General features: G+C 42.3%; 20 protein-coding genes. 11 read left to right on the top strand and 9 right to left on the bottom strand.

Annotation, left to right across the window (positions count from 1 at the left end):
- The first annotated feature begins 4 nt into the window (after positions 1-4).
- The 3 genes from GKS34_RS00600 to GKS34_RS00590 all read left to right on the top strand — a co-directional run bounded on the left by GKS34_RS00600 (position 5) and on the right by GKS34_RS00590 (position 3,757).
- Positions 5-1,684, top strand: a complete 1,680-nt coding sequence (locus GKS34_RS00600; RefSeq protein ID WP_163382876.1) for a M1 family metallopeptidase — start codon at positions 5-7, stop codon at positions 1,682-1,684.
- A gap of 66 nt (positions 1,685-1,750) precedes the next feature.
- Entirely contained in the window at positions 1,751-2,551 is an 801-nt protein-coding gene (gene proC / locus GKS34_RS00595) for a pyrroline-5-carboxylate reductase (protein ID WP_163382875.1), read from the top strand.
- A gap of 186 nt (positions 2,552-2,737) precedes the next feature.
- Positions 2,738-3,757, top strand: coding sequence for an alpha/beta hydrolase (locus GKS34_RS00590; RefSeq protein WP_163382874.1), 1,020 nt, complete (start codon positions 2,738-2,740; stop codon positions 3,755-3,757).
- 70 nt (positions 3,758-3,827) lie between these two features.
- On the opposite strand, the gene GKS34_RS00585 is transcribed toward GKS34_RS00590, so the two are convergent.
- From GKS34_RS00585 to GKS34_RS00550, 8 genes are all read right to left on the bottom strand, one after another.
- Entirely contained in the window at positions 3,828-3,992 is a 165-nt protein-coding gene (locus GKS34_RS00585) for a DUF1328 domain-containing protein (RefSeq protein WP_163382873.1), read from the bottom strand.
- 124 nt (positions 3,993-4,116) lie between these two features.
- A complete protein-coding gene (locus tag GKS34_RS00580) occupies positions 4,117-6,189 on the bottom strand; it encodes an alpha-L-fucosidase (RefSeq protein WP_163382872.1) in 2,073 nt (690 codons plus the stop codon).
- A complete protein-coding gene (locus GKS34_RS00575; RefSeq protein ID WP_163382871.1) occupies positions 6,182-10,318 on the bottom strand; it encodes a two-component regulator propeller domain-containing protein in 4,137 nt (1,378 codons plus the stop codon). The genes GKS34_RS00580 and GKS34_RS00575 overlap by 8 nt, the downstream gene beginning before the upstream one ends.
- Before the next feature lie 112 nt (positions 10,319-10,430).
- Entirely contained in the window at positions 10,431-11,087 is a 657-nt protein-coding gene (locus GKS34_RS00570) for a Crp/Fnr family transcriptional regulator (RefSeq protein WP_163383695.1), read from the bottom strand.
- 9 nt (positions 11,088-11,096) lie between these two features.
- The gene (locus tag GKS34_RS00565; RefSeq protein WP_163382870.1) at positions 11,097-11,495 is read right to left on the bottom strand and encodes a DoxX family membrane protein; all 399 of its coding nucleotides are present in this window, start codon (positions 11,493-11,495) and stop codon (positions 11,097-11,099) included.
- Between the two features lie 73 nt (positions 11,496-11,568).
- Positions 11,569-13,932, bottom strand: a complete 2,364-nt coding sequence (gene ppsA / locus GKS34_RS00560) for a phosphoenolpyruvate synthase (protein ID WP_163382869.1) — start codon at positions 13,930-13,932, stop codon at positions 11,569-11,571.
- 175 nt (positions 13,933-14,107) lie between these two features.
- Positions 14,108-15,427: an adenosylhomocysteinase gene (ahcY, locus tag GKS34_RS00555; protein WP_163382868.1), complete on the bottom strand. Its 1,320-nt coding sequence runs from the start codon at positions 15,425-15,427 to the stop codon at positions 14,108-14,110.
- A gap of 76 nt (positions 15,428-15,503) precedes the next feature.
- Positions 15,504-16,259 (bottom strand): biotin--[acetyl-CoA-carboxylase] ligase, encoded by a 756-nt coding sequence (locus GKS34_RS00550; protein ID WP_163382867.1) that lies wholly within the window; start codon positions 16,257-16,259, stop codon positions 15,504-15,506.
- Positions 16,260-16,357: 98 nt separating this feature from the next.
- Here GKS34_RS00550 and rsfS point away from each other — a divergent pair, with 98 nt between their 5' ends.
- The 5 genes from rsfS (at position 16,358) to GKS34_RS00525 (ending at position 21,317) form a co-directional block, all read left to right on the top strand.
- On the top strand, positions 16,358-16,711 hold the full coding sequence (rsfS, locus tag GKS34_RS00545; protein WP_163382866.1) for a ribosome silencing factor: 354 nt from the start codon (positions 16,358-16,360) through the stop codon (positions 16,709-16,711).
- A 70-nt stretch (positions 16,712-16,781) separates the two neighbouring features.
- Complete coding sequence (gene ftsH / locus GKS34_RS00540; protein WP_163382865.1) at positions 16,782-18,830, top strand: ATP-dependent zinc metalloprotease FtsH; 2,049 nt, start codon at positions 16,782-16,784, stop codon at positions 18,828-18,830.
- A gap of 293 nt (positions 18,831-19,123) precedes the next feature.
- Positions 19,124-19,909 (top strand): UDP-2,3-diacylglucosamine diphosphatase, encoded by a 786-nt coding sequence (locus GKS34_RS00535; protein ID WP_163383694.1) that lies wholly within the window; start codon positions 19,124-19,126, stop codon positions 19,907-19,909.
- On the top strand, positions 19,890-20,723 hold the full coding sequence (locus GKS34_RS00530) for a hypothetical protein (RefSeq protein ID WP_163382864.1): 834 nt from the start codon (positions 19,890-19,892) through the stop codon (positions 20,721-20,723). Before GKS34_RS00535 ends, GKS34_RS00530 begins: the two co-directional genes overlap by 20 nt.
- A 159-nt stretch (positions 20,724-20,882) precedes the next feature.
- Positions 20,883-21,317 (top strand): T9SS type A sorting domain-containing protein, encoded by a 435-nt coding sequence (locus GKS34_RS00525; RefSeq protein ID WP_163382863.1) that lies wholly within the window; start codon positions 20,883-20,885, stop codon positions 21,315-21,317.
- Positions 21,318-21,369: 52 nt separating this feature from the next.
- Here the strand turns inward: GKS34_RS00525 and GKS34_RS00520 are convergent, their stop codons facing one another.
- Entirely contained in the window at positions 21,370-21,798 is a 429-nt protein-coding gene (locus tag GKS34_RS00520; protein ID WP_162418674.1) for an FKBP-type peptidyl-prolyl cis-trans isomerase, read from the bottom strand.
- Positions 21,799-21,998: 200 nt separating this feature from the next.
- On the opposite strand from GKS34_RS00520, the gene GKS34_RS00515 reads away from it, so the two are divergent.
- From GKS34_RS00515 to GKS34_RS00505, 3 genes are all read left to right on the top strand, one after another.
- The gene (locus GKS34_RS00515; RefSeq protein WP_163382862.1) at positions 21,999-23,378 is read left to right on the top strand and encodes a sigma-54-dependent transcriptional regulator; all 1,380 of its coding nucleotides are present in this window, start codon (positions 21,999-22,001) and stop codon (positions 23,376-23,378) included.
- Positions 23,368-24,711, top strand: a complete 1,344-nt coding sequence (locus GKS34_RS00510; RefSeq protein WP_163382861.1) for a sensor histidine kinase — start codon at positions 23,368-23,370, stop codon at positions 24,709-24,711. The genes GKS34_RS00515 and GKS34_RS00510 overlap by 11 nt, the downstream gene beginning before the upstream one ends.
- A 142-nt stretch (positions 24,712-24,853) precedes the next feature.
- Positions 24,854-25,672 carry a UDP-2,3-diacylglucosamine diphosphatase gene (locus GKS34_RS00505; protein ID WP_163382860.1) on the top strand — a complete coding sequence of 273 codons (819 nt, stop codon included), beginning with the start codon at positions 24,854-24,856 and terminating at the stop codon, positions 25,670-25,672.
- Position 25,673 lies beyond the last annotated feature (1 nt).

The raw sequence follows: 25,673 nt of genomic DNA, 5'->3' as shown, positions 1-25,673 counted from the left end.
AAACATGAAAAAACTTTTGCTTCTCACTCCCCGCTTCATCTTGATTTTTTGCTTGGGATTTTTGATTGTCTTCTCTGGAGGAGTACAGGCCCAACAATCGAACATCCCCTATAGTCGGCAAGACAGTCTACGGGGAAGCATCACCCCGGAAAGAGCCTGGTGGGATCTGGTCTATTATCACCTGGATATCGAAGTGGATCCCAAAAAAAAATCCATCCAAGGGAAAAATTCCGTCCATTACAAAGTCCTAAAGCAAGGACAAACGCTACAAATCGACTTGCAGGAACCTATGGAAATCCATGGATTTTATCAGGGGGAAAAGGAACTGAAGTACCGACAGGAAGGAAATGCCTATTTCGTGGATTTGGAATCGCCACAGGAGTTGGGTACAGTCAGGAAGCTAGAGGTTTGGTATGGAGGCAAACCCAGAATCAGTCCCAATCCGCCCTGGAGTGGTGGGCTAACCTGGGAAAAAGATCAAAAAGGCAATCCATTTATAGCCAATTCCAACCAGGGAGACGGGGCAAGCCTCTGGTGGCCCTGCAAGGACCATATGTACGACGAACCAGACAGCATGCTGATCAGTGTTACGGTTCCCGATCCTTTGATAAACGTCTCTAACGGTAGATTGCGTGCAAAAGAAAAACTAGCTGAGGGCAAAACGACCTTCCATTGGTTTGTAAATAATCCCATTAGCAATTACGGTGTAAACATCAGCATAGCCGACTACGCGCATTTTTCGGAAGAATATCTGGGTGAAAAAGGAACGCTATCCTTGGACTATTTTGTCTTAAAGGAAAACCTGGAAAAAGCCAAGGTGCAATTCAGGGATGTACCGCGCCTCATGCGTGCCTTTGAACACTGGTTTGGTCCCTACCCGTTTTATGAAGATGGTTTCAAGCTTATAGAAGTGCCCTATTTGGGTATGGAACACCAATCTGCTGTGACCTATGGAAATGGTTACCAGCAGGGTTACAAGGGAAAAGATTTTAGTGAAACCGGCTGGGGCCTTACGTTTGATTATATCATCATACACGAAGCAGGTCATGAATGGTTTGCCAATAACATTACCTACCGTGACATAGCCGATATGTGGATCCACGAAAGTTTTACTACCTATTCAGAAAGTCTTTTTTTGGATTATCATTACGGGGTACTGGCAGGGAATGCCTACCTTCAAGGAGCCCGGCAAGTCATCAAAAACGACATCCCCATTGTTGGTGATTATGAGGTTAACCAGAGGGGATCTGGAGACATGTATTTTAAGGGGGCCAATATCCTTCATACCCTGAGGCAGTGGATAGACCAGGACGAAAAATGGCGGGCTATTCTACGAAAAATGAACACTCAATTTTACCACCAAACGGTGTCCACACAGGATATTGAAGGTTTTTTGGCCTTGGAAACCGGCCTTCCCTTAAAATCATTCTTTGACCAATATCTCCGTACGGCGAAGGTTCCACTTTTTCAGTATTATTGGAAAGATGGAAGCCTATACTACCGTTGGCAGGAGGTGGTGGGGGACTTTTTCATGCCAATCAAGCTCCATCAACATGAGCAAACCCATTGGCTCGAACCAAATGCTACCTGGCAGTCCACCGATCGCTTGGAGGCAGGAATTATGTTTGAAACAGATCCAAATTTTTATATCTACACACAACAAATTCAGCCCCCGTTGGAATAAATTATTAAATTAACTTTCCACGAATAATTGATTAATTTAGGGCTTCATTTTATAAAAAAACCAGTAATGGAAACCAACAAAAAAATCGCCATCATAGGTTGTGGAAACCTGGGACTTTCTATCGTAAACGGATTATTGGGGAGCAAGGGATTTGATGGTAAAAACCTGACGGTTACCAAAAGACACCCTGAAAGCCTTTTTTACCTGCAATCCCAGGGCGTTCGTGTATTGTCAGACAACAAAGAAGCTGTCCGCGAGGCGGACTTTGTGATTTTGGGGGTTAAACCCTACAATATCGTTCCCGTACTTCAGGAGATCAAGCCTTTCCTGGCGAAGGAAAAGCAGGTAATCGCTTCTTTAGCTTCAGGAATTACCCTGGCAACCATAAAAAAGGAACTGGAACCTGGCACTACTGTTTTCCGGGTAATGCCAAATATTGCGGCGGATATCAAAGAATCCGTTACCTGCATTTGCGGGGAGGATTTTACCTACGATTCGGAAGATATGGTGAAATCCATCTTCAACAGTGTCGGTATTTCCATTACCATAGAGGAACACTTAATGGAAGCTGCCACCGTGCTGGGAGCTTGCGGAACCGCCTTCGTACTGCGTTTTATGCGCGCCATGACCCAGGGAGGGATTCAAATAGGATTTGATGCCAAAACCGCCAATAAGATAGTGAATCAAACGGTAAAAGGGGCAGCAGAACTGATCATTCAAAAGGGAATTCATCCGGAAGCTGCCATTGACAAAGTGACAACGCCAAAAGGTTCCACAATCAAGGGACTAAACGAAATGGAGCATCACGGATTCAGTTCTGCCATGGTAAGAGGGGTGGTGGCCTCCTATGAAGACATTAAGAAATAAGGATATGAAATCGAGCCTGGGACGAAAACATCACACATTGGGATGATTACCAAGCATGCGAGATTCCATATGGCCGCTAAAAAACAATTATAATCATATGAAATCGAGCATGTCGGAGGCGACACACAGAGGAACGATTATCATTGCGAGATTCCATCTGACAGCTAAAAAACAAATTATAAACAGATGAAAAGAATCATCCCCTGGCTGATGGGATCTGCCATTTTGCTGGTTTTCCTTTACATGCTGGGTCCCAAAGAAAGCACCCAGGACCTCAGTGGTACGTATCCGGAAGTCCCCGAAGATTTGGTGAGCCTCGAAGCCTATATCAAGCAAAAAGAAGATACCGTATCCGGACTGAAACCCAACAACCGGGCAAGGATCGTTTGGGCCGATAGCCTAACCAAAAAAAAGACACCTTACAGTATCCTTTATGTTCATGGATTTGGCGCCAGCCACATGGAAGGCGACCCGGTGCACCGCAAAATTGCCGAACATTTTGGGGCAAATCTTTATTTGAGCCGACTGCCGGAACATGGGATCAGCCGACCGAATGCATTCGAGTACCTGAATGCCGCCGATTTGGTTCAGGGAGCCAGGGAAGCTTACATGATCAGCAAGCAATTGGGGGAGAAAGTTATTGTTATTGGCACTTCCATGGGGGGGGCTTTGTCGCTAGTTCTGGCTGAAGAAAGACCTGAAATCCACGCTATACTATTGTATTCCCCATGCATTGGTATTTATGGGGACCGGTTGGATCCACTTTTTCAACCCTGGATGAAAGTACTGATGAAATTGACCATGACAGAAAATGGCATTATGGAAGTACCCAGAGAAACCGAGGAAGGAAAATACTGGTCCGATCGCCTTCATATCAATGCGTACACCAGCCTGGCCATACTCCTGAAAAGTGAAATGAACGCCGAAACGTTTAAAAAAGTAGACCAGCCTTTGTTTATGGGCTATTTTTACAAAAATGAAGAAATCCAGGATAAGGTAGTATCGGTGCCTGCCATGCTGGACATGTACACGCAGATCGAAACACCAGAATCCCTTAAAAGAAAAATAGCATTTCCTGATGCCGGGGATCACGTCATTGCTTCTCGTATCAAAACCGAACACTGGGACGAGGTGCTAGAGGCATCCATTGATTTCTTAGAAGAAGTGGTTCAAGTTACCCGTCAAGAAGAAGTTCTGTCTTACTAAGCGAGCAATCCACCCTACCAATTATAGAACAAGGCCATCCTTTTTTTACAGATGGCCTTGTTTTCTTTAATTAAAATCCATTCACCCCCCCTGCTATAAGGCTGATCACCAGAAGAATTACGAATATGTAAAATATAATTTTAGCGATGGATGCCAGTCCGGAAGCGAGTCCGGAAAATCCTAATACTGCAGCAATCAAGGCTACTACCAGAAATACAATTACCCAGGTTAACATAGTTTATTGGTTTGGATGGTTATATAAAATAATTTCTAATTAAAATACAAAAATCAAACCAATCCTCCAAATTTCTTGTGATTTTAGAATTAACTTCCAATTAATGACTTTTTTTCCAGATAATTTATTGGTTATCTATGATTACACCAATTTCCGCAAAGCTTGCAGGGTTTTCATCCATTTTATCCAGGGCCCGTAATTGGATATACCGGGCCTCGATTGGGGAGAAATTTACCCGTTGCTCGATGGGGCTGTTAACAATATTCCCGAACTCCCCCTCACTGACCTTTTCCCACTGTACCCCATTTCCACTAACATAAAAAGCATAATTGGTAATCAAGCCGGATAAATTCCTGTTTTGCATGGGATAGTAAGTAAACCCGTTGAGCAAGTAGGATTCCCCCAAATCTATGGAAACTTCGTTTGTTTCAGCGTAATAGTTTGTTGCCGGGTTCTCATCTATTAAATGGTCGGTATTCTGTCCCTCGTCCATTACCTTCCAATTTTTCCTTGCAATTTGAAGTTCTTTTTTAGCTACTTCACTCGTCGCCCCTGTACTATTGTCCCTTGAAAGTACATGGATTTCGGTTGGTTGCATAACAGTGAAGGGAGCCGTATATACCTGCCCATTCTGTTCCGGATTCGACCCATCCAGACTAAATAACAATTCCAGTCCCTCCTCCGGAGCCTCCAGAGTCACCAAACCTGACTTGTCTCTGGTAATTGAGGGTGGAAGCAACACCTTTGGCGCCAGAAAAAAGGCCATGTGCTGAATAGTCGGACTGGCTTTTGCATCTGTTATCACAAACCGGATAGCGGTGGTTTCTGCTTCTGGCAAGCGCAGTATCCGTTTATAACCGACCGTGGTTCCCGAAGCCAGGTTTTGCCAGGTCCCGTCAGCAGCCTTAATATTCAGTTCAAAGGATTTAATCCGTTGCCCCAGGGCAATGTATTCCTGGACCAAAAAGCGATTGAATCGAACGGGTTCATCAAAATCAACCTGAATAGTGGCATTTGTTGTTCCTTCTTCAGCCGCCCAGTAGAGGTTGTTTTCTTCACTCATCGTATTCTCTACGTTAAAACCCTGACCATGCGTGGAACTTGCCGAAAGCCTTGCGTTCTCCAAAGGCAGGGGTGATGAAAAATCCTCTCGAATTTTATCGACCAACTTCATAAGTTGAGCCTCATCATTTTCATGAATTTTACCGCGTTTGTCGACGGGAAAGTTCAAGAGCAAGGAACTATTTCTGCCTATACTGCGGTAATAGATATCCAATAATTGAGGAAGGGACTTAACTTTGTGATCTTCATAAGGATGGTAATACCAACCCGGACGGATGGATACATCGGCCTCCGCCGGAACCCAATGGGTTCCATTTTCCTGACCGGAGGAATATTTTTCGGCATATTCGGGCATACCTCCATAAATAGAGTCCCGCATCAGGTTTGACCAGGTGGTTTCATAGGCATAGCCGTGTTCATTGCCTACCCAACGTACATCCGGTCCTGCATCGCCAAAAATAACGGCATTGGGTTGAAGCTCACGGATTAGCTCATAGGTAGTATCCCAATCGTAATAATTCCTTTTATCCACCCTTCTTTCCTCGTTGGCGCCTCCATAATAGCCGGTACCTCCATTCGCACCATCAAACCAGACTTCAAAGATTTCTCCGTAATTGGTTAATAATTCTCTGAGTTGTTCCCGAAAGACGGTTATGTATTCCGGTTTACCATAATCTGGATGGTTTCTATCCCAGGGAGAAAGGTACACGCCAAATTTAAGGCCTTCGGCACGGAAAGCATCTGACACCTCTCGAATAATATCTCCCTTTCCCTCTTTCCAGGCAGCATTTTTTACTGAATGATCGGTAGTAGCTGTAGGCCAGAGACAAAAACCATCGTGATGCTTGGCAGTAAGTATAATACCTTTCATTCCAGCAGCTTTACAGATTCTGGCCCATTGAGAGGGGTCAAAATCAGTAGGGTTAAACAAGGCAGGATCTTCATCTCCCATCCCCCATTCCATATTAGTAAAGGTGTTCATGTTAAAATGGGCAAAGGCATAGAATTCCATGTCTTGCCAAACAAGCTGCCGCTCGTGAGGCACCGGCAAAACAGGTTCCGGAGGATCGGATTGTGGAGCGGAACAAGCTGCTATAAATAAAAAAACGGGTGTCAGAAAGATACGATTAATCATTCTCAATATCCTTTTGGTATTGGGATGGAATTTTTCCATAATTGGCTTTAAAATGTTTGGAGAAGTATTTGGCATTGTTGTATCCTACTTTATATGCAACTTCGGCTACCGTATACTGATTCATTCCCAGTAATTGGGCGGCTCTTTGCAAACGAATGGTCCTTATAAATTCCAAGGGGCTTTGGCCGGTAAGAGAGTTAATTTTCTTGTACAGGTGTACCCTGCTCATTCCCATAGATTTGCTCAAAATTTCCACCGAAAATTCAGGATTTTCGATTTCCTTTTCCACCAAAGCTACTGCTTTTTGTATTAATTTATCATCAAGAGATTCGAGTTCAGCTTCGCTTGTCTGCACGGATATGAATTTTCGATAGTGTTTTTGCAGCCTTTCTTTATCCTTCAGGAGATTAGTAAGCGACGAACGTAGAATTTCCAGATTGAAAGGTTTATCCAGATAGAGATTACAGCCAGACTTCAATCCAATCAACTGATCCTCATCTGCCGTCCTGGCTGTTAGCAGAACGACAGGAACATGAGAAGTCTTAATATTCGTTTTAACCGCTTGGCAAAAAGCTACACCATCCATTTCAGGCATGAGCACATCCGAAAGAATGATATCCGGAATGTACCGCAGCGCTAATTGCAGAGCTTCCCTACCATTAGAGGCCTGTAAAATAGTATAGGTATCCTTTAATACTTCCGCAAGATAAAGCCTGAGATCGGAATTATCTTCTACCAGCAACATAGTGGGAAGGTCTTCCATGGCAACTCCGGATCCCCTTCCGGAGGCGATTAACTCTTCCTTGCCGGCGTCCATGAAAAATTCTTCCCATATCAAATAGCCTTCTCTCAATTTCAAAGGAAGGGAAACAGTAAAAGTAGCGCCCTGACCCGGAACGCTGTAAACACGAGCTGTCCCTCCGTGAACTTTTGCATATTCCCTAACCAAAGCAAGTCCGATTCCCGTACCCTGATTTTCGTGTGAACTCAGGGTTACGTATCGTTCAAATATCCGATCCAATTGATCCTTCGCAATTCCTATCCCTGAATCCCTTACCCTTATTTCCAGGAATCCTTCTTCCAGGCTGTACTGTTGAAAATCCAAACTTACATTTATTTCCCCATTAACAGGGGTAAACTTAAAAGCATTGGACAGCAGGTTGGTAATCATTTTCCCCATCATATCTGTATCAAAGGCAGTGGGGATATTCCGAACGTTGGAACTAAAAGTCAAGCCAATTTGCTTCTGTATCGCCAGGCTTTGAAAGGAACGTACTTGTTCCTCTATAAAAGTCACCATGTCCCCCTGAGACAAAACCAACTGCAAGCTGTCGTTTTCCAATTTCCTAACTTCCAGTAATTGATTAACCATCAGCAATAGCTTTTGAGCATTTTTCTGAATGGTTTGGAGTTGAAAACCCTCAGGACCCTCTTCCTTTTTGTCTTTAAGTAATTTCTCTATGGGTGCCAGAATCAAGGTCAGCGGCGTCCGAAACTCATGACTGACGTTAGTAAAAAACCGGTTCTTCATTTGATCCAGTTCGGCAAGTCTTTTATTTTCTTTTATCTCCTCTACACGCATGAGCCTTTGGCGTTCCCGGGAAACAAACCACTTCCAGGAAAAAAAGAAAGCTACTAAAAATACCAACCCATAAACAAGGTAAGCCAAGGGGGTCAACCAAAAAGGGGTTAAAATTTCTATGGTTAGGGAAGCCACTTCATCTCCCCACACCCCGTCACTTGAAGCAGCCCTTACCTGCAAGGTATAGGTGCCAGGATCGAGATTCGTGAATGTGACCCCAAAAGGAGCGGCTTCCTTACTTACCCAATTCTTACTAAATCCGTCCAGACGATACAAAAAACTGCTTTTTTCAGGGTTGAGGTAATTCAGGGAGGAAAAAGCCACAGTGAATAAATTCTCATGATGCTTCAACCTAATGGATCGAATTTTATCCAGGGGTTTTTCAAGCAAGACCCTTCCATTAACCGATTCGTTTATACCAACCGGCTGGTTGAATAGCTGGATACCTGTGAATACTACTTTTGGTTCCTTGTCGAAGAAAGGAAACGTTTCCGGCTCCAGGTAATTGATGCCGTCCGCTCCGCCAAAATATACCCTGCCGTCTACCGATAGAAATGCGGCGTTTTTATTGAAATAATCCCCCTGCAAACCATCTCCGGTAGTAAAATACCTAAAACCAAGGGACAATTTTCCGGAGCGGCGATTCACTTTTGCATGAATCAGCCCATTCTGGGAACTCAGCCATAAATCACCATTCTTATCTGGAACCAAGCTGACCAGGAAATCATTTTTCAAGCCGCTGGATTGGTCAAAAACTTTAAAGGATTTGGTAGGTTCGTCGAAATAAAACAAGCCTTTTCCGGTACTTACCCATATGGTTCCAAAAGAATCCCGGATTATTTCAGAAACATTTGCATTGCTAAGACCGGATCGGTCTGTTGGGCCCCCTGAAAAATACTGCTGATACCCTTTTTCGGGGTGAAAGACATCGATGCCCCGGCCCCCTCCTACCCAGATATTTCCTTCCTTATCCTCCGTAATCCCTGTTATGTATTGGTTGTTCAGGGGGATACCCTGTCCCTCCAGTGTGTATTGGGTAAACGTGTCGCTTTTTCTGTCCATCAAAAAGAGCCCTTCCCTCAAGGTTCCTACCCATAATCTTCCGGCACTATCCTCAAATATTTTCCAAACATTATTGTCCTGCAAGGCAGCTGGATTACCCGGAGCCGCCTCAAATTGGGTAAAATTCTTCCCATCGTATTTGTAAAGACCACTTTGGTAGGTGCCTATCCAAAGCGTACCCGATTGATCGGTAAGCAAGTCCACCACCACCACATCCGATCCGGGTGCTTTTCCGCTCTGGTTTTCCCACTGGTCTCCATCCAAGTAGAATTTTGATTTAGGATCATACCGCCACAGACCGCCACCATTCGAACCTACAATGATATTGCCTTGGGCATCCTCTTCTATGGCGTTCACATCATTTTTTGGGATGGGGTTTTCCGGGTCTATTTCCCTTTTTATCAGACCAAAGCGGTTCAATCTGGGATGATAAAGATCTACCCCTCTTTTATGTGTTCCTACCCAGACTATCCCATCCGCATCCAGATACAAGGCATAGACTGCATTATGCGATAGCGATAAGGGATTTTCAGGTTGGTTGAGCTCGTAGTGTACTTCCAGTTTTTGGGTATCAATTATATTGATTCCTCCATGATCCGTTGCAATCCAAATCTGGCCAGGAGCATATTCCAGCACGGATTTCACCAGCGAGTTATTCAGTTTGATTTGTTCGGAGGATTCATTAATTGCTTGAACAAGCTGGGATTTTCCCGAAACCCAAAACACACCCAATGCGTAATCCGGACAAAAAACCCAGGCATCTCCGGCCTGGTCTATCACCATTTCGAAAGAGCATTGGGGAAGCGGTCTTTTGGAATCCGGTAGTTGAATCCGCTTAAAAACCTTGAAAGTCCTACCGGATAAAATGTCTATCGACCCATTGGCATGAACCAGCCAAAAATCACCATTTGGATCTTCCTGTATGTCTGTAACCAGGTTACTGCTAATGGTACCTTCCTCTGAATCTTTAGAAAAAAAATACTGGCACTCCTGTAGCCCGCTGTCTAATAGACTAATACCTTCATAGGGATGTAAAAACCAGTATCTTTTTTTTGAATCTTCAAAAACCCGGGTGATGTCTGAACTCCTCAACTTATACTGCATGGAAATCTTGTCCATATCCCGCTCAAAAATGCCTTTATCTTTCAGGTAGACATTGACAATTTTGTCGAAATCTTTAAACCACACATTACCTTCGGGACCTTGGAAAATTTTATATATCGAATGGCTGCTAATGGTACTGGAATCTCGCTCATCTGCAAAAAAATTCTTTATCCTGGATCCGTCAAATCGATTCAGCCCATTATTTGTCCCCAACCACATGTATCCATCTTTGTCCTGAAAAATAGCCTGTACGTTTCCACTAGAAAGGTTTTTATCCGTTTCCAGTTTTTTGAACTTAAAGGAATACCTGTCCTGAGCATTGAGTTCTGAAATCAGCAAAAACCCAAAGCAAATACGAAGTAAAAGGAACCCCTTATTCATTACCTATTCATGTCATGAAAACCTCTTGGAAGTGGGAGTAGCCTGCTAGAAGACTTTCAGTTAGCAATTCCACGTTATGGTTATGGCAGAAATGCCCTGCTTTATGGGAATCTCATTTGCTGATTAACTCCTCAAAATCATCTCTGATGTAAATCACATTTCTACCCAGCTCAATCCATTTTTTCTTTTCCAATTGTTTTAGCAACCTGGAAATCACTTCCCGTGAAGTTCCCAATTCGGAAGCAATTTCCTGGTGGGTGGTGTGCAGTTCATTGGATTTTGCCTGCTTCATCTTCGTAACAATGTACCGCATCAGGCGCTCATCCATGCGCTTGAAGGCTACCGCATCCAGAGTCTCGAGCATTTCTTGAAAACGGGATTGGTAGGTACTGGACACATAGTCCTTCCATTGTTTGAACTCATCTGACCATTGCTCATGTACGTGAACCGGAATGGCCAATAAAACGGAATCCTCTTCTGCAACGGCTTTAATTTCACTAGGCTTGGAAGATGAGCAACAAGTTAGGGAAAGCGCGCAGGTCTGCCCTGGTTCCAGGTAATACAGAAATAATTCCCTGCCTTCTTCATCCATTCTAAGTACCTTTATGCTACCTTCTAAAATGATGGGCACCATCTTTATAAATTGCCCGGGCTCCATGATGGCTTTTCCCTTTTCAACCTTCATAAGCCTTCCTTCTTTCAGCAGTGCATCCCTCAGCCTGGAATCTGTAATAAAGGGTAAATGGGATTTGAGATCTTCTTTATCGATCATATACATTTAATTAGATGGAGAATTCATTCGGTCTAAAGCAAAGGTATTTACCTGATGAAATTCGTATACCAGAACGAAAAATAATAAATGAATCATTTGAGAGGGCAGGGATCCCCAATTTTCTATCATGGAGGTCCCGAACATCAGGCATAGCATCAAAATGGCACCTGAAATCCCTGCAAGCCGTGTTTTCAAACCTAGGATTAGCAGGAGACCCACTATTAACTCCAGAAAGGGTAAGGCCAGACTAAACGGCTTCACTATTTGGCCAGGTAAATAGGACTCACTAAAATTACCTACCATCCCGGTACTGAAGGCATTGAGTTTGGGAATCCTTACCAGCCCGTGACCGAACATGCTAATTCCAATGCCCAGCCGGATAAATACAAACGAAAGTGATTTCATGAAATTGGATTATTGCCTAAAAGTAATCGTTACAGGCTTTCGCACCAAGTCTTTCCCTGCCATTATGTCTTTATTATACTAAATTTTCCGCCTTTTGGATATTTCCAATGCCAGTAATCAAGGCATCCGCATTGAATGAAATGCTATCTATCCCCATACTAACCAGAAATCCAGCAAATTCAGGGTAATCACTTGGAGCCTGTCCGCACAAGCCGATTTTTTTTCCTTTTCCTTTTACATCCCGAATGACACTTTCAAGCATTTCTTTAACCGCTGGATTATTCTCGTCAAAAAGCCCGCTGACCAGAGCAGAATCCCGATCCACACCTAAAATTAACTGAGTTAGGTCATTGGTACCAATAGAAAATCCATCAAACAGATCGGCGAAGGATTTCGCTAAAATTATGTTGCTGGGGATCTCCACCATCATGTAAACCTCCAGATGGTTTTTTCCCCTTTCCAGACCGAAAGATTGCATGCATGCCAGTACTTTTTTTCCTTCTTCTGGCGTTCTGCAAAATGGAATCATCAATTTCACATTATCCAGACCCATTTCTTCGCGGACCCGTTTCATGGCCCTGCATTCCAGGCCAAAACCTTCTCTGTACATCTCGTGGTAATATCTGGACGCTCCCCTGAAACCCAACATGGGATTTTCCTCTTCCGGCTCAAAGTATTTCCCTCCTATCAAATCTTTGTATTCATTAGATTTAAAATCGCTCATGCGTACGATTACTTCTTTCGGATAGAAAGCAGCTGCGACCAATCCTACTGAGGAAGCCAATTTTTCGACAAAATAAAGCTCCTTATCTTCATAATCGGAAGTAATTGCCTGGATGGCTTTTTTCTCGTTGCTTTCCATCAATTCTTCAAAGTTCACCAAAGCCATGGGGTGAACCCGAATGCTCGTGGAAATAATGAATTCCATGCGCAACAGACCTACTCCCTGTTGCGGATACATGGCCAGCTGAAAGGCACTTCCAGGATCTGCAAGGATAAGCATCGCATTGGTTTTCGTATCCTTGAGGTTTTCCAGTGCAATTTCTTCAACTTCAAAGGGCAATTTCCCATCATAAACCTTTCCCTCGTCACCATCAGCACAAGAAACCGTTACGATTTGTCCGTCCTTCAATTTTTCGGTAGCGTTACCACAGCCTACTACTGCATGGATCCCAAGCTCCCTGGCCACAATCGAGGCATGACTCGTCCTGCCCCCCTTATTAGTGACAATGCAAACCGCTTTCCTTAACAGCGCATTCCAGTCGGGGTTCGTACTATCTGCGACGATTATGTCTCCCATTTTTACTTTAGAAGCGTCTGCCAATGAATTCACGATCGCTACCTTCCCCGTGGCAATCGCTTTACCGACTGCTTTACCTATACATAAAGGACTTTCCTTACTTTTCAGGCGATAACTCTTCAAGGTAGGTGCTTTCTTGGTGTGGACGGTTTCGGGTCGGGCCTGAACGATATTCAATTCACCCGTTTTTCCATCTTTCGCCCACTCAATATCCATGGGCGTTTGGTAAAGCTTTTCTATTTCCAGACACCATTTACCCAGTTGAATGACATCAGCTTCATCCAGGGAAAATTGCTGCTTTTCCCTGGCAGTGGTGGATATCCTTTTCACTGGATTTTTTGTATCCTTTGAAAAGATCATTTTATGTTCTTTGGCCCCCAACTTCTTTTGCAACAAAGGATAAGGTAAGCCCTTTATCAGGGAAGGTTTAAACAGGTAAAACTCGTCAGGATTTACCGCACCTTGAACTACCAATTCACCAAGTCCCCAGGCGGAGGTGAGGTATACGACCTTATCCAATCCCGATTCAGGGTCCATGGTAAAGGCCACTCCTGCACTTCCTTTATCAGACCTAACCATATTTTGAACACTCACAGAGAGTCCTACTTCCATATGATCAAATCCATTATCCAGGCGGTACTTAATAGCCCTGTCGTTAAATAGAGAGGCGTAGCAGTTCCTTACCGCCTCCAGCAAAGCCTTGGCCCCCTTGATATTCAGAAAACTATCGTGTTGGCCAGCAAAACTGGCGGTGGGAAGATCCTCTGCGGTGGCACTGCTTCTCGCTGCAACTGACTTTTTTTTACCTAAACCCTGATAAGATTCTAAAACCTCTTGACGGATTTGATCGGGAATTTCTGCAGAGAGAATCAGTTTGCGGCATTGCCTGCCCACCTCCGACAAATTCCGTAACTTTTTCGTGTCCAGAGAATCCAAACAATCTTTAAGCGGAATCTCTAATTCAGCAGCTTTTAGGAATGCCCTGTAAGCAGCCACTGTCAAAGCAAAACCCATGGGAACGCGAATTCCTAATGGGGTCATTTTCCGGATCATTTCTCCCAGCGAAGCATTTTTACCTCCAACGCTTGCCAGATCCGTATGCCGGATGTCTTTAAAGGAAATACAATATTTTGTCATAACAAGAATTATTTGGTAGAAAAATAGCAAATTAGCGTAATTCATGAAATAATCACATGATGAAAATCATATCCCCTAAAAAAAATAATTGGCGAATGAACACAGGAAAGGAAATAAAAAAAAACCCGGAATTAATCCGGGTTTTGAATGGTGATTTTTATTTAAGGAAAGACTATTAATACCTGTAATAATCGGGCTTGTACGGACCTTTTTGGTTTACCCCAATATAAGTTGCCTGATCGTCGGTCAACTCGTCTAGCTCTACTCCCAATTTTTTCAGATGCAAGGCAGCCACTTTTTCATCCAGATGCTTGGGTAGCATGTAAACACCCGCCTCGTATTGATCGGTATTCTTCCAAAGTTCCATTTGAGCCAGGGTTTGATTAGTAAAGGAATTAGACATTACAAATGACGGATGCCCGGTGGCACAGCCCAAATTCACTAGTCTGCCTTCTGCTAACAGGATAATATCCTTGCCGTCCAGATGGTACAAATCTACCTGAGGCTTGATTTCGTCCTTGGTATGCCCATAGTTTCCATTCAACCAGGCCATATCGATTTCGTTATCGAAATGCCCGATATTACAAACAATCGCTTTATCTTTCAGAGCTTTGAAATGAGCCTCTCCAATAATGTCTTTATTTCCGGTTGCAGTTACTACAATATCTGCTTCTTTTACCGCATCTATCATTTTTTTAACTTCAAAACCATCCATGGCTGCCTGCAGGGCGCAAATCGGATCAATTTCCGATACAATCACCCGGGCACCGGCACCTCTCAATGAAGCAGCAGAACCTTTTCCTACATCACCATAACCGGCTACTGCAGCTACTTTACCTGCCATCATGATATCTGTAGCTCTTCTGATCGCATCTACCAGCGATTCTTTACAGCCATATTTGTTATCAAATTTCGATTTTGTAACCGAATCGTTCACATTAATAGCTGGGATGGTAAGAGTGCCGTTTTTCATCCGTTCGTACAGTCTATGAACCCCGGTAGTTGTTTCTTCCGACAGGCCTTTGATTCCTGAAACCAACTCCGGATAGTTATCCAGGACCATATTGGTAAGATCTCCCCCGTCATCCAAAATCATATTCAGGGGTTTGCGCTCTTCTCCAAAAAACAAGGTCTGTTCAATACACCAATCAAAATCCTCAGCAGATAGTCCTTTCCAAGCATAAACACTTATACCCGCTTCTGCAATGGCAGCCGCAGCGTGATCTTGTGTGGAAAAAATGTTACAGGAGGACCAGGTCACTTCAGCCCCAAGTGCAACTAATGTTTCTATCAAGACAGCTGTCTGTATGGTCATGTGAAGGCAACCCGCTATTCTAGCACCTTTCAATGGTTGTGAGGCGCCGAATTCCTCCCTCAGAGCCATCAGTCCGGGCATTTCACTTTCTGCCAGTCTGATTTCTTTTCTTCCGTATGCAGCAAGTGAGATATCCTTGACTTTGTACTGGGTATATTTTTGAGATTTGGTTGTAGACATGTTTAATTTTTTACTGTAGTTTAAATTAATTTGGTCAAATTTAAGTATTCAGAGACACAAAAGAAAATTAGGTTAATTAAATGAAACGAATTTGTTTCAAATCATAACTTGCTATTGTTCCGTTTTGTTTCGTGATTATTAAGCGTCCATGAATACCAACATCGACTATTTTCCCGGTAAAAACCTCATCATCTTCGTAACTTGCCCAGGTGCCGAATCGGTACAATTGACTAAGGTATTCTTTTTGGATGATTTCCTGTTCCCCAGATTTCAACTTCAGATAATAATCTTCCACCGAAACCAGTAAGATTTCCAGTAGCTGGTCCAACGAATAGGCCTTGCCTGACAGGTTTGCGAGGGAAGTCGCTTCTGGAACCGAAAACTCATGTTGATTTACATTCACACCTATTCCCACCACTGAAGCAACAATCCGATTACCTGAAAGTGTATTTTCAACCAGCATGCCGCCGATTTTCTTTCCTTCCGCAGAAAGAAAATCATTGGGCCACTTAATGTTGATGCCGGAAACCAAACGGCACAGCGCCTTTTGTACTCCGAGTGCAATGGCCATATTGAGTAGAAATTGCCGATCTACTGAGAGAAAATCGGGTTTGAAAACCATTGAAAATGTAAGGTTCATTCCAGGTTTGGAATGCCAGCGATTACCTCTTTGCCCTCTTCCTTGGGTTTGATTATGGGTAAGGATGACGGTCCCTTCTTTCGCTTTTCCAGACCGGAGCCGGGAGACAGCTGATTCATTCGTAGAGTGACAGTCTGTCAGTATTTGCAAATCTTTTCCCAGAAAACCCGTATTGGCAAGGATTTTATGCATTTATAATTAGTTATTTTATCCCATAATCAGGATATTTAAAATTACATTGAAATTAGCCATAAAATGGAAATTACTAAAAAAAATACCAAAAAGAATATATGACGGCAGAGGAGTTGAGCAAAGTAATAGTGAAAGGTATGGAAGATAAAAAGGCTTCCGAGATCGTGGTAATGGATTTACGAGACATCAATAGCACAATGACTGATTTTTTTGTGATTTGTTCCGGCAGCTCTGATACTCAAATTGAAGGTATTTCCAATTCAGTGGAGGAAGAAGTTTACAAAACCAACCAGGAAAAACCCTGGAAAAGTGAGGGTAAAAATAACCGCCAATGGGTATTGATGGATTATGTTAATGTGGTCGTTCACATATTCTTGAAAGAAAAGAGAGAATTTTATCAATTGGAAGAGCTTTGGGGAGATGCCAAGGTGACCAAAATAAACAGTCACTAAATCCGGTGGATTTAAACTTTCATTTTTTTATTTCGTTGTACAAAAAGTTTATAGTAATAATAAAATCAACATGAGTGATAAAAATAAATCTAAAAAGTTTGTTCCAAAGCCACCCCAAAAGCCCAATTTTCAACTCTGGTTGATAATTACAGCGGTTATCGTTTTGATAGGTGTGACTTGGTTCAATCAGAATTCAGCCACCCTGGAGATTACGATGAAGCGCTTTGAAGACATGGTTTTAAGTAACGATGTTCAGAAAGTAACCGTAATCTACAACCAGAACTACGTTGAGGTTACCCTGAGGGAGGCCGCTTTAGAAAATCAACGCTACAAAGACGAATTAGAGGCTCAAAATAGGTTTTATAATCCTACCGGACCTCATTATCGAATTAATATAGCCTCTGTTGATAACTTCATTGAAAGCTATACTCGATTAGAAGAGCAATTGCCAGAGGATGAACGAATCGGGTATTCAGCCAAGGAAGAGGAGAGCTGGGGAAATTGGATTTCCAGCTTTGGTTTCTTAATACTGATCTTTTTTCTTTTCTGGATGATGATGCGTAGAATGTCGGGTCCGAGTGGTCCCGGAGGTCAGATTTTCAATGTAGGAAAATCGAAGGCCCAGTTGTTTGATGCAGAAAATAAGGTCAAGATTACTTTTGACAACGTGGCAGGTTTGGACGAGGCAAAAGAGGAAGTCGAAGAAATTGTAGAGTTTCTTAAAACCCCTGGTAAATTCACCAAGTTGGGTGGCAAAATTCCAAAAGGCGCCCTACTAATTGGCCCTCCTGGTACTGGAAAAACATTATTGGCTAAGGCCGTCGCAGGTGAAGCGGGTGTTCCTTTTTTCACCTTGTCGGGGTCTGATTTTGTAGAAATGTTTGTGGGGGTAGGTGCCGCAAGAGTGCGCGACCTTTTCAAGCAGGCGAAAGAAAAAGCTCCTTGTATTATATTTATTGATGAAATTGATGCGATTGGCCGGTCCAGAGGCAAAGGACAGATGCCAGGATCCAATGATGAACGGGAAAACACCCTTAATTCCTTATTGGTGGAAATGGATGGCTTCGGCACGGATTCAGGAGTTATCGTTTTAGCAGCTACCAACCGACCGGATGTACTGGACAGTGCGCTGCTTAGGGCAGGTAGGTTTGATCGTCAAATAAGTATAGATAAGCCGGATATGGTTGGAAGAGAAGCCATTTTCAAAGTGCATTTGGAGCCAATTAAAACAGCAGATGATGTGGAGCCGAAAAAACTGGCTGCGCAAACGCCGGGATTTGCAGGTGCTGAAATAGCCAACGTTTGTAATGAAGCTGCTTTGATCGCTGCGAGAAGAAATAAGGAGGCCGTAGACATGCAGGACTTTCAGGATGCCGTAGATCGGGTTATTGGAGGTCTGGAGAAGAAAAATAAAATCATTTCCCCGGAAGAAAAGAAAATTGTTGCCTACCATGAGGCGGGTCATGCCGTGGCCGGATGGTTCTTAGAACATGCAGATCCATTGGTAAAGGTTAGTATTGTACCAAGGGGTATCGCTGCCCTGGGTTATGCGCAATACCTCCCTAAAGAACAATTCCTTTACCAAACCGAACAATTAATTGACGAGATGTGCATGGCACTTGGAGGTCGGGCGGCAGAAGAAATCATTTTCGGAAAAATATCCACCGGAGCGTTGAGCGATCTCGAAAGGATTACAAAAATGGCCTATTCCATTGTATCCATTTATGGAATGAACGAAAAAATAGGAAATGTTTCCTTCTACGACAGTAAAGCAAGTGAGTATAAATTCGACAAGCCCTATTCTGAAAATACTGCTCAAACCATAGATGAGGAAGTTCGTAAGTTAATTGAGTTTTCTTACGTAAAAACTATCACGTTACTTAGGGAGCGACAAAAAGAACTTGAAATAATTGCTCAAAAGTTGCTGGAAAAAGAAATATTGTTTCAATCCGACCTGGAAAACCTTATTGGAAAGAGACCTTTTGACAAGGAAACCACTTATGAAAAATTCACTAAAGTGGTGGATGGCAAAAACATCGAATCGATAGAGCCTAAAAAGGAAGAAGTGTCCGATGAAGAGGAAGAGAAGAAAGAAGATGTGATAGAAAATAGAGATTGATTTCCTGTAAATTGTAAATGAAAATTCCGGTAAAAGAGAGGCTCGGCCGCTTTTTTATCGGAATTCCTTGTTTAATCATCTCTCAGGAAAAGGCGGTAAAAAACTAAGCCGATGGATAAAAGTTAGCTTATGTTTCATTCTAGTGATTCACCTTTTATTCTCCTATATTTATATTGTTAAATTCCTTTAGTATGTCGTCGGAGTTTGTGATTTTCCGGCTACGATTCTTTTTTTAGAAAAATGTGAGTCAATATATGTCCTTTTCCGGAACCAATACCCTTCCCCCTGGCAAAATGAAGATCCGGTTAAAAGATCAGCAAAAAGTATATTTTGTATCCGATTTTCACCTGGGAACTCCGGATTTGGAGTCAAGCAGGGAACGAGAACAAAAAATCATCAAATGGCTAGGAGAGATAGAAAAAGATGCCGCTGCGGTGTTTTTTTTGGGAGATCTATTCGATTTCTGGTTTGAATATGAAAAAGTCATTCCAAAGGGATTTGTTCGTTTCATTTCCAAAATAACCTCCATGCGGGCCGATGGCATTCCACTTTTTTTCTTCACGGGAAACCATGACCTGTGGATGCGCGATTATTTTACGGAGGAACTCGAAATCCCGGTATTTCACCACCCCTTGGAAATGGAAATTAATCAAAAAAAGTTTCTGGTGGGTCATGGTGACGGATTGGGTCCTGGGGACAAAAAGTACAAGATTTTGAAACGAATTTTCACAAGTAAATACTGCCAATGGCTCTTCAAGTGGATTCATCCGGATATTGGCATGGCCATCGCACATTCCTGGTCAAAAAATAGCAGGCTGACCAATGATCAAAAAAAAGAGGGGGAATTCAAGGGGAAAGAAAATGAGTGGTTATACCAATATTGCCTGGAAATCGAAAAAAAGATGCATTTTGATTATTACATATTTGGACACCGCCACTTGCCTCTGAACTTACCTCTTCATGAAAATTCCACCTATTTTAATTTAGGGGAATGGGTGAATCAGTGCCATTATGGCGAATTTGACGGATCGTTTTTTCAACTCAAATCGTACAATGGATATGCCATCAAATCTGAATAAGGTCGCTATTCTGATTTTTATTTTAATCGTTGGGGTATCCATCCGAGGCCACCTACAAGGCATTCCCAAAAAAGCCTGGCAATTGGAGTTGCATCGACCCGACAAGCTATCAGTTGACAGACGAGGAAATATTTTCGTTAGTGATCAAAACGGCTACTTGAGACAGTTTAGCGAGCAGGGCGATTCGCTAAATATTTATGCCCCGGCGTTCAGCTCGGTGCTCACCCAATTGGACGCTTTTTGGACGGTGACCATTTTTTTGTATTCGGCAAGTCTGCAGCAATTTGAAATCCTTGACCGATTTCTAAATCCAATCAGCAGAAATTCAATACCTGACCTTGGAATTACCGGGTATATCAGTCAGGCTAGCCAGGGAAATAATCATGGCTTATGGCTTTATGATGAAGCTGATCTGAGTCTTAAAAAGATCGATCGGTCATCTGGCAACACGATACAGCGACAACCATTAATGGCATTACTACCTCAAAGTAGTTTGCAAGTCATACAAATTCTGGAGAGAAAGAACCTGTTGTTTCTACAAATAGCAAGCGAGGGGATGCACCTATTTGATAATCAGGCAAATTACATTAAAAAAATTGACATACCCGGGAATCTTCCGGCTTTTATAGATAATGAAAACATCTATTCCCTGGAAAACAATTACTTGATTAAAACGAATTTTTTGTCAGAAGTTAGTTCCAAACTTCTTTTACCAGATTTACCGGAGATCAGGGCATTGGCATTGACAAATAATAAGGTAGTTTTAATGGATGCCAACACCTTAATGGTATTCAACCGCCCGGAGTCATTTTGAATCCATACTTACCCGAGCAGTACCACTTACATAAAACCTCCAACATTGCATATCTTTCAGGATAAAAAATTAATTAATAAATTATAATTTTGTTAATTAATATTAATTATTGATGAAAAATTAAAATTTTTCGGTTCAATTTTTGCAATTTGTGCGTTAATGGATGGAGATAAAATTACCAAAAAATACATACCCCTTGTTTTTCTTTTGTTAGCCTTTTATTATGCAAGTACATTTATTGTAGGAGCACAGAATGTCAGGAAACTTATTGAAACTGAAATATCATTTCCAACGGATTTGGGTTCTGCCCCGGTAAACTTTAATCTTCAATCCCTGGGAAATAAAAAGTTTAAATTGGTTTTGGAAAAACCAAGCAAACAACTGACGGATGTAAAAATATACGATATTCTAGGGAATTTGATTTTGCACGACCAACTGAATCCAACTGATGGTATGCAAAAAAGCTATGATTTTACTCATTTGAACAGTAAACTATTTGTAGTCGAAGTGGGCAATGCAAAATACAATAAGACCAAAAGTGTGTATGCTAATCCACCAGGAAGCATGGAAAGAAATGTAAACCTGGACGAATAAAAAAAGGGAGACAAACGACCCGTTTACCTCCCTTTTAATCTTTTAACACCTATTACTTTACTTCTACCAACTTGATATCAAAAACCAAATCTTCTCCAGCAAGAGGATGGTTAGCATCAAGGGTAATTTTAGCTTCGTCTACATGGACTACCTTAACCGGAGTAGGCTGTCCTTGTTGATTCTGAATGGAAAGATCCATTCCTACCTCAGGCTTAATCTCGGCAGGAACCTGCTCCAAAGGAACATCCAGCATCATGTCTTCTCTTTTCTGACCGTAAGCTTCCTCAGACGGAATGGTTACACTTTTGTCATCTCCTACTTGCATGCCCTCAACAGCTACGTCAAATCCTTTGATCATTTTTCCATCGCCCAGGATGAATTCCAACGGTTCACGATCTTGAGAAGAATCAAATATAGTTCCGTCTTTTAGTTTTCCTGTGTAGTGTACCTTTACGGTATTTCCTTTAGTTGCTACAGACATAAGTTTGTATTTATTTGTTTAAACAACAAAGGTAACATTTTTATCAGGCTAATGAAACTCATCGGGTAAGGAATCTAGACTTGTCCAAAAGCGCACTAAAATTGTCCATTTACGTACAAATAAATTCAAGAATTGGCTTTTTCTGGTTAAATTAGCGGGTGAAAATATGGCATTATTTCAGCATTGATAAATCATAAAATATGGAAGAGACGAATTTGGGAAAGATTTTGATAGTGGATGACAATGAGGACCTGCTATTTGCAGCTAAAATGCTGCTAAAAAAACATGCGAAAGAAGTGTTCATTGAAAAAGATCCGAGAAGAATTCCATTTTTAGTCAATAACAATAGTTTTGATGTAATCCTTCTGGATATGAATTTCACCGAGGACACCACTTCCGGCAAAGAAGGGTTTCATTGGTTGAAACAGATCAAAGAAATTGACCCCAAGGCAGTCGTAATCCTGATCACTGCTTTTGGAGACGTGGAAATGGCGGTGCAGGCATTAAAAGAAGGAGCGACAGATTTTATTTTGAAACCCTGGCAAAACGAGAAACTGCTGGCAACACTTTCAGCGGCAGTCAAGCTCAAAGAAAGCTACAATCAGGTGGATAAGCTTTCCAACAGGCAAAAACAATTGCAGGCGGATTTAAAAAAACCATTTTCGGAAATCATAGGCCAAAGTGCCTCGATGAAGAATGTATTTTCCATTATCGAAAAGGTCGCTAAAACCGATGCTAATATTCTTATTCTTGGCGAAAATGGGACTGGAAAAGAACTGATAGCTCGTGCCATCCATGATCGATCGGAGAGAAAGGATGAAATTTTCGTGGGCGTCGATATGGGTGCCATTACGGAAAGTTTATTTGAGAGTGAGTTATTTGGTCACAAAAGAGGAGCGTATACGGATGCCAAGGAAGACCGCGCCGGAAGGTTTGAAATAGCGGATAAGGGGACCTTGTTCCTGGATGAAATCGGAAACCTGAGCATGCCCTTACAATCTAAACTGCTGACGGTGTTGCAAAAAAGAGAAGTGACGCGTATTGGAACTAATAAATCCATCCCGGTCGATATTCGGCTCATCTGCGCCACTAACATGCCGGTGCATGACATGATCCTGGAAAATTCATTTCGGCAAGATCTCTTATACCGAATCAATACGGTAGAAATTTTTCTTCCACCTCTTCGTGACAGACAGGATGACATTCCCATACTGGCATCTCATTTCTTAACTGTATACTCCGCAAAATACCGCAAGCAATTTAAAGGACTAAAGCAAAATGCCATGCAATTATTGCAGCGCTATAGTTGGCCCGGTAATATTCGGGAATTGCAGCATGCCATAGAGCGGGCTATCATCATGGCAGAAGGAAATGAGCTGGATAGCAGGGATTTTTTCTTCCTGTCCGCCAAACCTTCCAATGAAAAAGTCAGCAGCAATACCTACAACCTGGACGAGGTGGAAAAAAATCTCATCCAAAAAGCCATAGACAAGAACGGGGGCAACATATCCAAAGCAGCGAAAGCGTTGGGTTTGACAAGAGCCTCTCTGTACAGAAGGTTGGAGAAATATGGATTATAAAATCGGCTTACTGGGAAGGGTTTTTGTTCTGACACTTACTCTTTTTTTACTGGCTTACATCATTGTTAATGATTCCGGAGTATTTGCGATTTCACTGTTCATCATACTCACTTTTGTACAGCTAATCCTCCTGATCCGTTATGCGGAAAGTAGTTTTAAAAAAGTGCGCCAGTTTTTAGACAGCATCAAGCAAAACAACTACGCAACGGTATATCCAGTGAAATTCGATGGAACAGAAACCGATGACCTGCACATTGAATTCAATGCCATTCTGGCGAAACTCAAGGAAGACCAGATAGAAAAAGAGGCTAATTTTCATTATTTCCGAACAGTGTTCCAACATCTAAGTATTGGATTGATTACGTTTGAGGCGGATGGCAGTGTGCAGATTCTCAACACGGCTGCCAAGCGCATGCTGAACATAGATAAACTATCCCATATTCAGGAAATCGCTTCAATTAATAAAGAACTACATCATGCCATTGAAAACTTGCGAACCGGGGGAAGTGAGTTGATAAAGATCGCCCATCCGGATGGGATCATGCAGCTTTCAGTTTATGCTATAGAGCTGGTGCTTAGGGACGTAAAATTTAAATTAGTTTCCTTGCAAAATATTCAGAGTGAATTGGAGGAAAAAGAAATGGAAGCATGGCAAAACCTCATTCGGGTACTGACCCATGAAATAATGAATTCCATTGCACCGATTTCCTCCCTGGCAGCGACTATCAGTTCGGATATAAAATCCAAGATGCACCTAGGAGAAACCGTAGAAATGGACGAGTTGAAGGATTATCAAATGGGACTGTCTACGATAGAGAAGCGAAGTGAGGGATTGATCAACTTTGTAAGTGATTTCAGAAGCCTCGCACATATTCCATTCCCTAAATTTTCTGCCATAAAAATACGGGAACTGTTTGATCAGATGGATATCTTGCTTCAGAGCCAACTGGAATCCCAGGATGTGAAACTAGAAAAGCAAATTACTCCCGAAGAACTGCTGCTGTTTGCCGACTGTTCGCAAATCGAACAAGTAATGATCAACCTCACTCAGAATGCAATCCATGCCGTAGAAAATGTTCCCAATAAGAAAATTTTCCTTAGAGCCTTTATAGATGACAATGGAAAGATTATTATCGAAGTGGAAGACACTGGTAAAGGCATAGAAGAGGAAGCGTTAAACAAGATTTTTATCCCCTTTTTTACTACCAAAAAGAAAGGCTCGGGGATAGGACTGAGCCTCTCCAAACAAATCATGCGCAGGCATAAGGGCAACATTCAGGTAAAATCCACCCTGGCCCAGGGAACGGTCTTTAAATTGATCTTTAATGCCTGATATCCCTCCAACCGGAATAACAGCCGGGTAACAATTCATTCACAACTATAGGTAATTCAAGTACTTTATTAGCATTTTGATAAACAGTACTTCACCAACGGTTTATCTTAGCGGCTTATATTGCTTCCAAAACAAAACAGCTTTGGAAACAAATTTTAAAACCATCGTTCTTTCCGACATTCATTTGGGAACAAAAGGGTCCAAGGCCAAAGAAGTGGTCAGGTTTCTCAAACAATACCAATGCGAAAATCTGATTCTCAACGGCGACATTATAGATGGATGGCAGCTTAAAAAATCAGGTAGTTGGAAGAGAAAACACACCCGGGTTTTCAACAGGATATTGAAAATGATCGACTGCGATCGTACCAAAGTGATCTACCTCCGGGGAAATCACGATGATTTTTTGGACCAGGTACTGCCCTTGGAAATCGGGAATCTTTCCATCCGTAAGGATCTGATTTACGAAAGTAATGGAAAGAAATATTTTATTACCCATGGAGATGTATTTGACAACATCACCACCCACCTACGCTGGATAGCTTACCTGGGCGACATGGGTTACACTTTTTTGCTTTGGCTCAATACCCGTGTGAACCATTATCGGAGAAGAAAAGGGTTGCCCTATTTTTCCTTGTCCCAATATGTGAAGTCCAAAGTTAAATCAGCTGTTTCCTACATCGACGGGTTTGAAACGGAATTGTGTAAAATAGCCCGTTCCAAAGGCTGTGATGGAATTATCTGTGGTCACATACATAAAGCAGAAATCAGGACTATTGAGGGCATCGAATACTACAATTCGGGTGATTGGGTGGAATCCTTAAGTGCTCTGGCTGAAGATCAGGAAGGAAACTGGCAACTCATTTATTACAATGAGCTGGATTTCGGGAAAGTCAAACCATCCGAAAGTAAGGTAATTCCCCTAAAAGAGCCTATTACCAGACCTTTGGATAAATTTAGCTAAG

Origin of the sequence: Cyclobacterium jeungdonense, from assembly GCF_010994275.1 — a bacterium.
In the GTDB taxonomy this organism is placed as follows: domain Bacteria; phylum Bacteroidota; class Bacteroidia; order Cytophagales; family Cyclobacteriaceae; genus Cyclobacterium; species Cyclobacterium jeungdonense.
The sequence above is the reverse complement of the archived record's forward strand: the minus strand, read 5'-3'. Positions and strand labels throughout refer to the sequence as shown.

Coding starts and splice junctions, on each gene's coding strand:
- GKS34_RS00600 (WP_163382876.1), top strand. CDS start 5: ATGAAAAAACTTTTGCTTCTCACTCCCCGCTTCATCTTGATTTTTTGC.
- proC (WP_163382875.1), top strand. CDS start 1,751: ATGGAAACCAACAAAAAAATCGCCATCATAGGTTGTGGAAACCTGGGA.
- GKS34_RS00590 (WP_163382874.1), top strand. CDS start 2,738: ATGAAAAGAATCATCCCCTGGCTGATGGGATCTGCCATTTTGCTGGTT.
- GKS34_RS00585 (WP_163382873.1), bottom strand. CDS start 3,992: ATGTTAACCTGGGTAATTGTATTTCTGGTAGTAGCCTTGATTGCTGCA.
- GKS34_RS00580 (WP_163382872.1), bottom strand. CDS start 6,189: ATGATTAATCGTATCTTTCTGACACCCGTTTTTTTATTTATAGCAGCT.
- GKS34_RS00575 (WP_163382871.1), bottom strand. CDS start 10,318: ATGAATAAGGGGTTCCTTTTACTTCGTATTTGCTTTGGGTTTTTGCTG.
- GKS34_RS00565 (WP_163382870.1), bottom strand. CDS start 11,495: ATGAAATCACTTTCGTTTGTATTTATCCGGCTGGGCATTGGAATTAGC.
- ppsA (WP_163382869.1), bottom strand. CDS start 13,932: ATGACAAAATATTGTATTTCCTTTAAAGACATCCGGCATACGGATCTG.
- ahcY (WP_163382868.1), bottom strand. CDS start 15,427: ATGTCTACAACCAAATCTCAAAAATATACCCAGTACAAAGTCAAGGAT.
- GKS34_RS00550 (WP_163382867.1), bottom strand. CDS start 16,259: ATGCATAAAATCCTTGCCAATACGGGTTTTCTGGGAAAAGATTTGCAA.
- rsfS (WP_163382866.1), top strand. CDS start 16,358: ATGACGGCAGAGGAGTTGAGCAAAGTAATAGTGAAAGGTATGGAAGAT.
- ftsH (WP_163382865.1), top strand. CDS start 16,782: ATGAGTGATAAAAATAAATCTAAAAAGTTTGTTCCAAAGCCACCCCAA.
- GKS34_RS00535 (WP_163383694.1), top strand. CDS start 19,124: ATGAAGATCCGGTTAAAAGATCAGCAAAAAGTATATTTTGTATCCGAT.
- GKS34_RS00530 (WP_163382864.1), top strand. CDS start 19,890: ATGCCATCAAATCTGAATAAGGTCGCTATTCTGATTTTTATTTTAATC.
- GKS34_RS00525 (WP_163382863.1), top strand. CDS start 20,883: ATGGATGGAGATAAAATTACCAAAAAATACATACCCCTTGTTTTTCTT.
- GKS34_RS00520 (WP_162418674.1), bottom strand. CDS start 21,798: ATGTCTGTAGCAACTAAAGGAAATACCGTAAAGGTACACTACACAGGA.
- GKS34_RS00515 (WP_163382862.1), top strand. CDS start 21,999: ATGGAAGAGACGAATTTGGGAAAGATTTTGATAGTGGATGACAATGAG.
- GKS34_RS00510 (WP_163382861.1), top strand. CDS start 23,368: ATGGATTATAAAATCGGCTTACTGGGAAGGGTTTTTGTTCTGACACTT.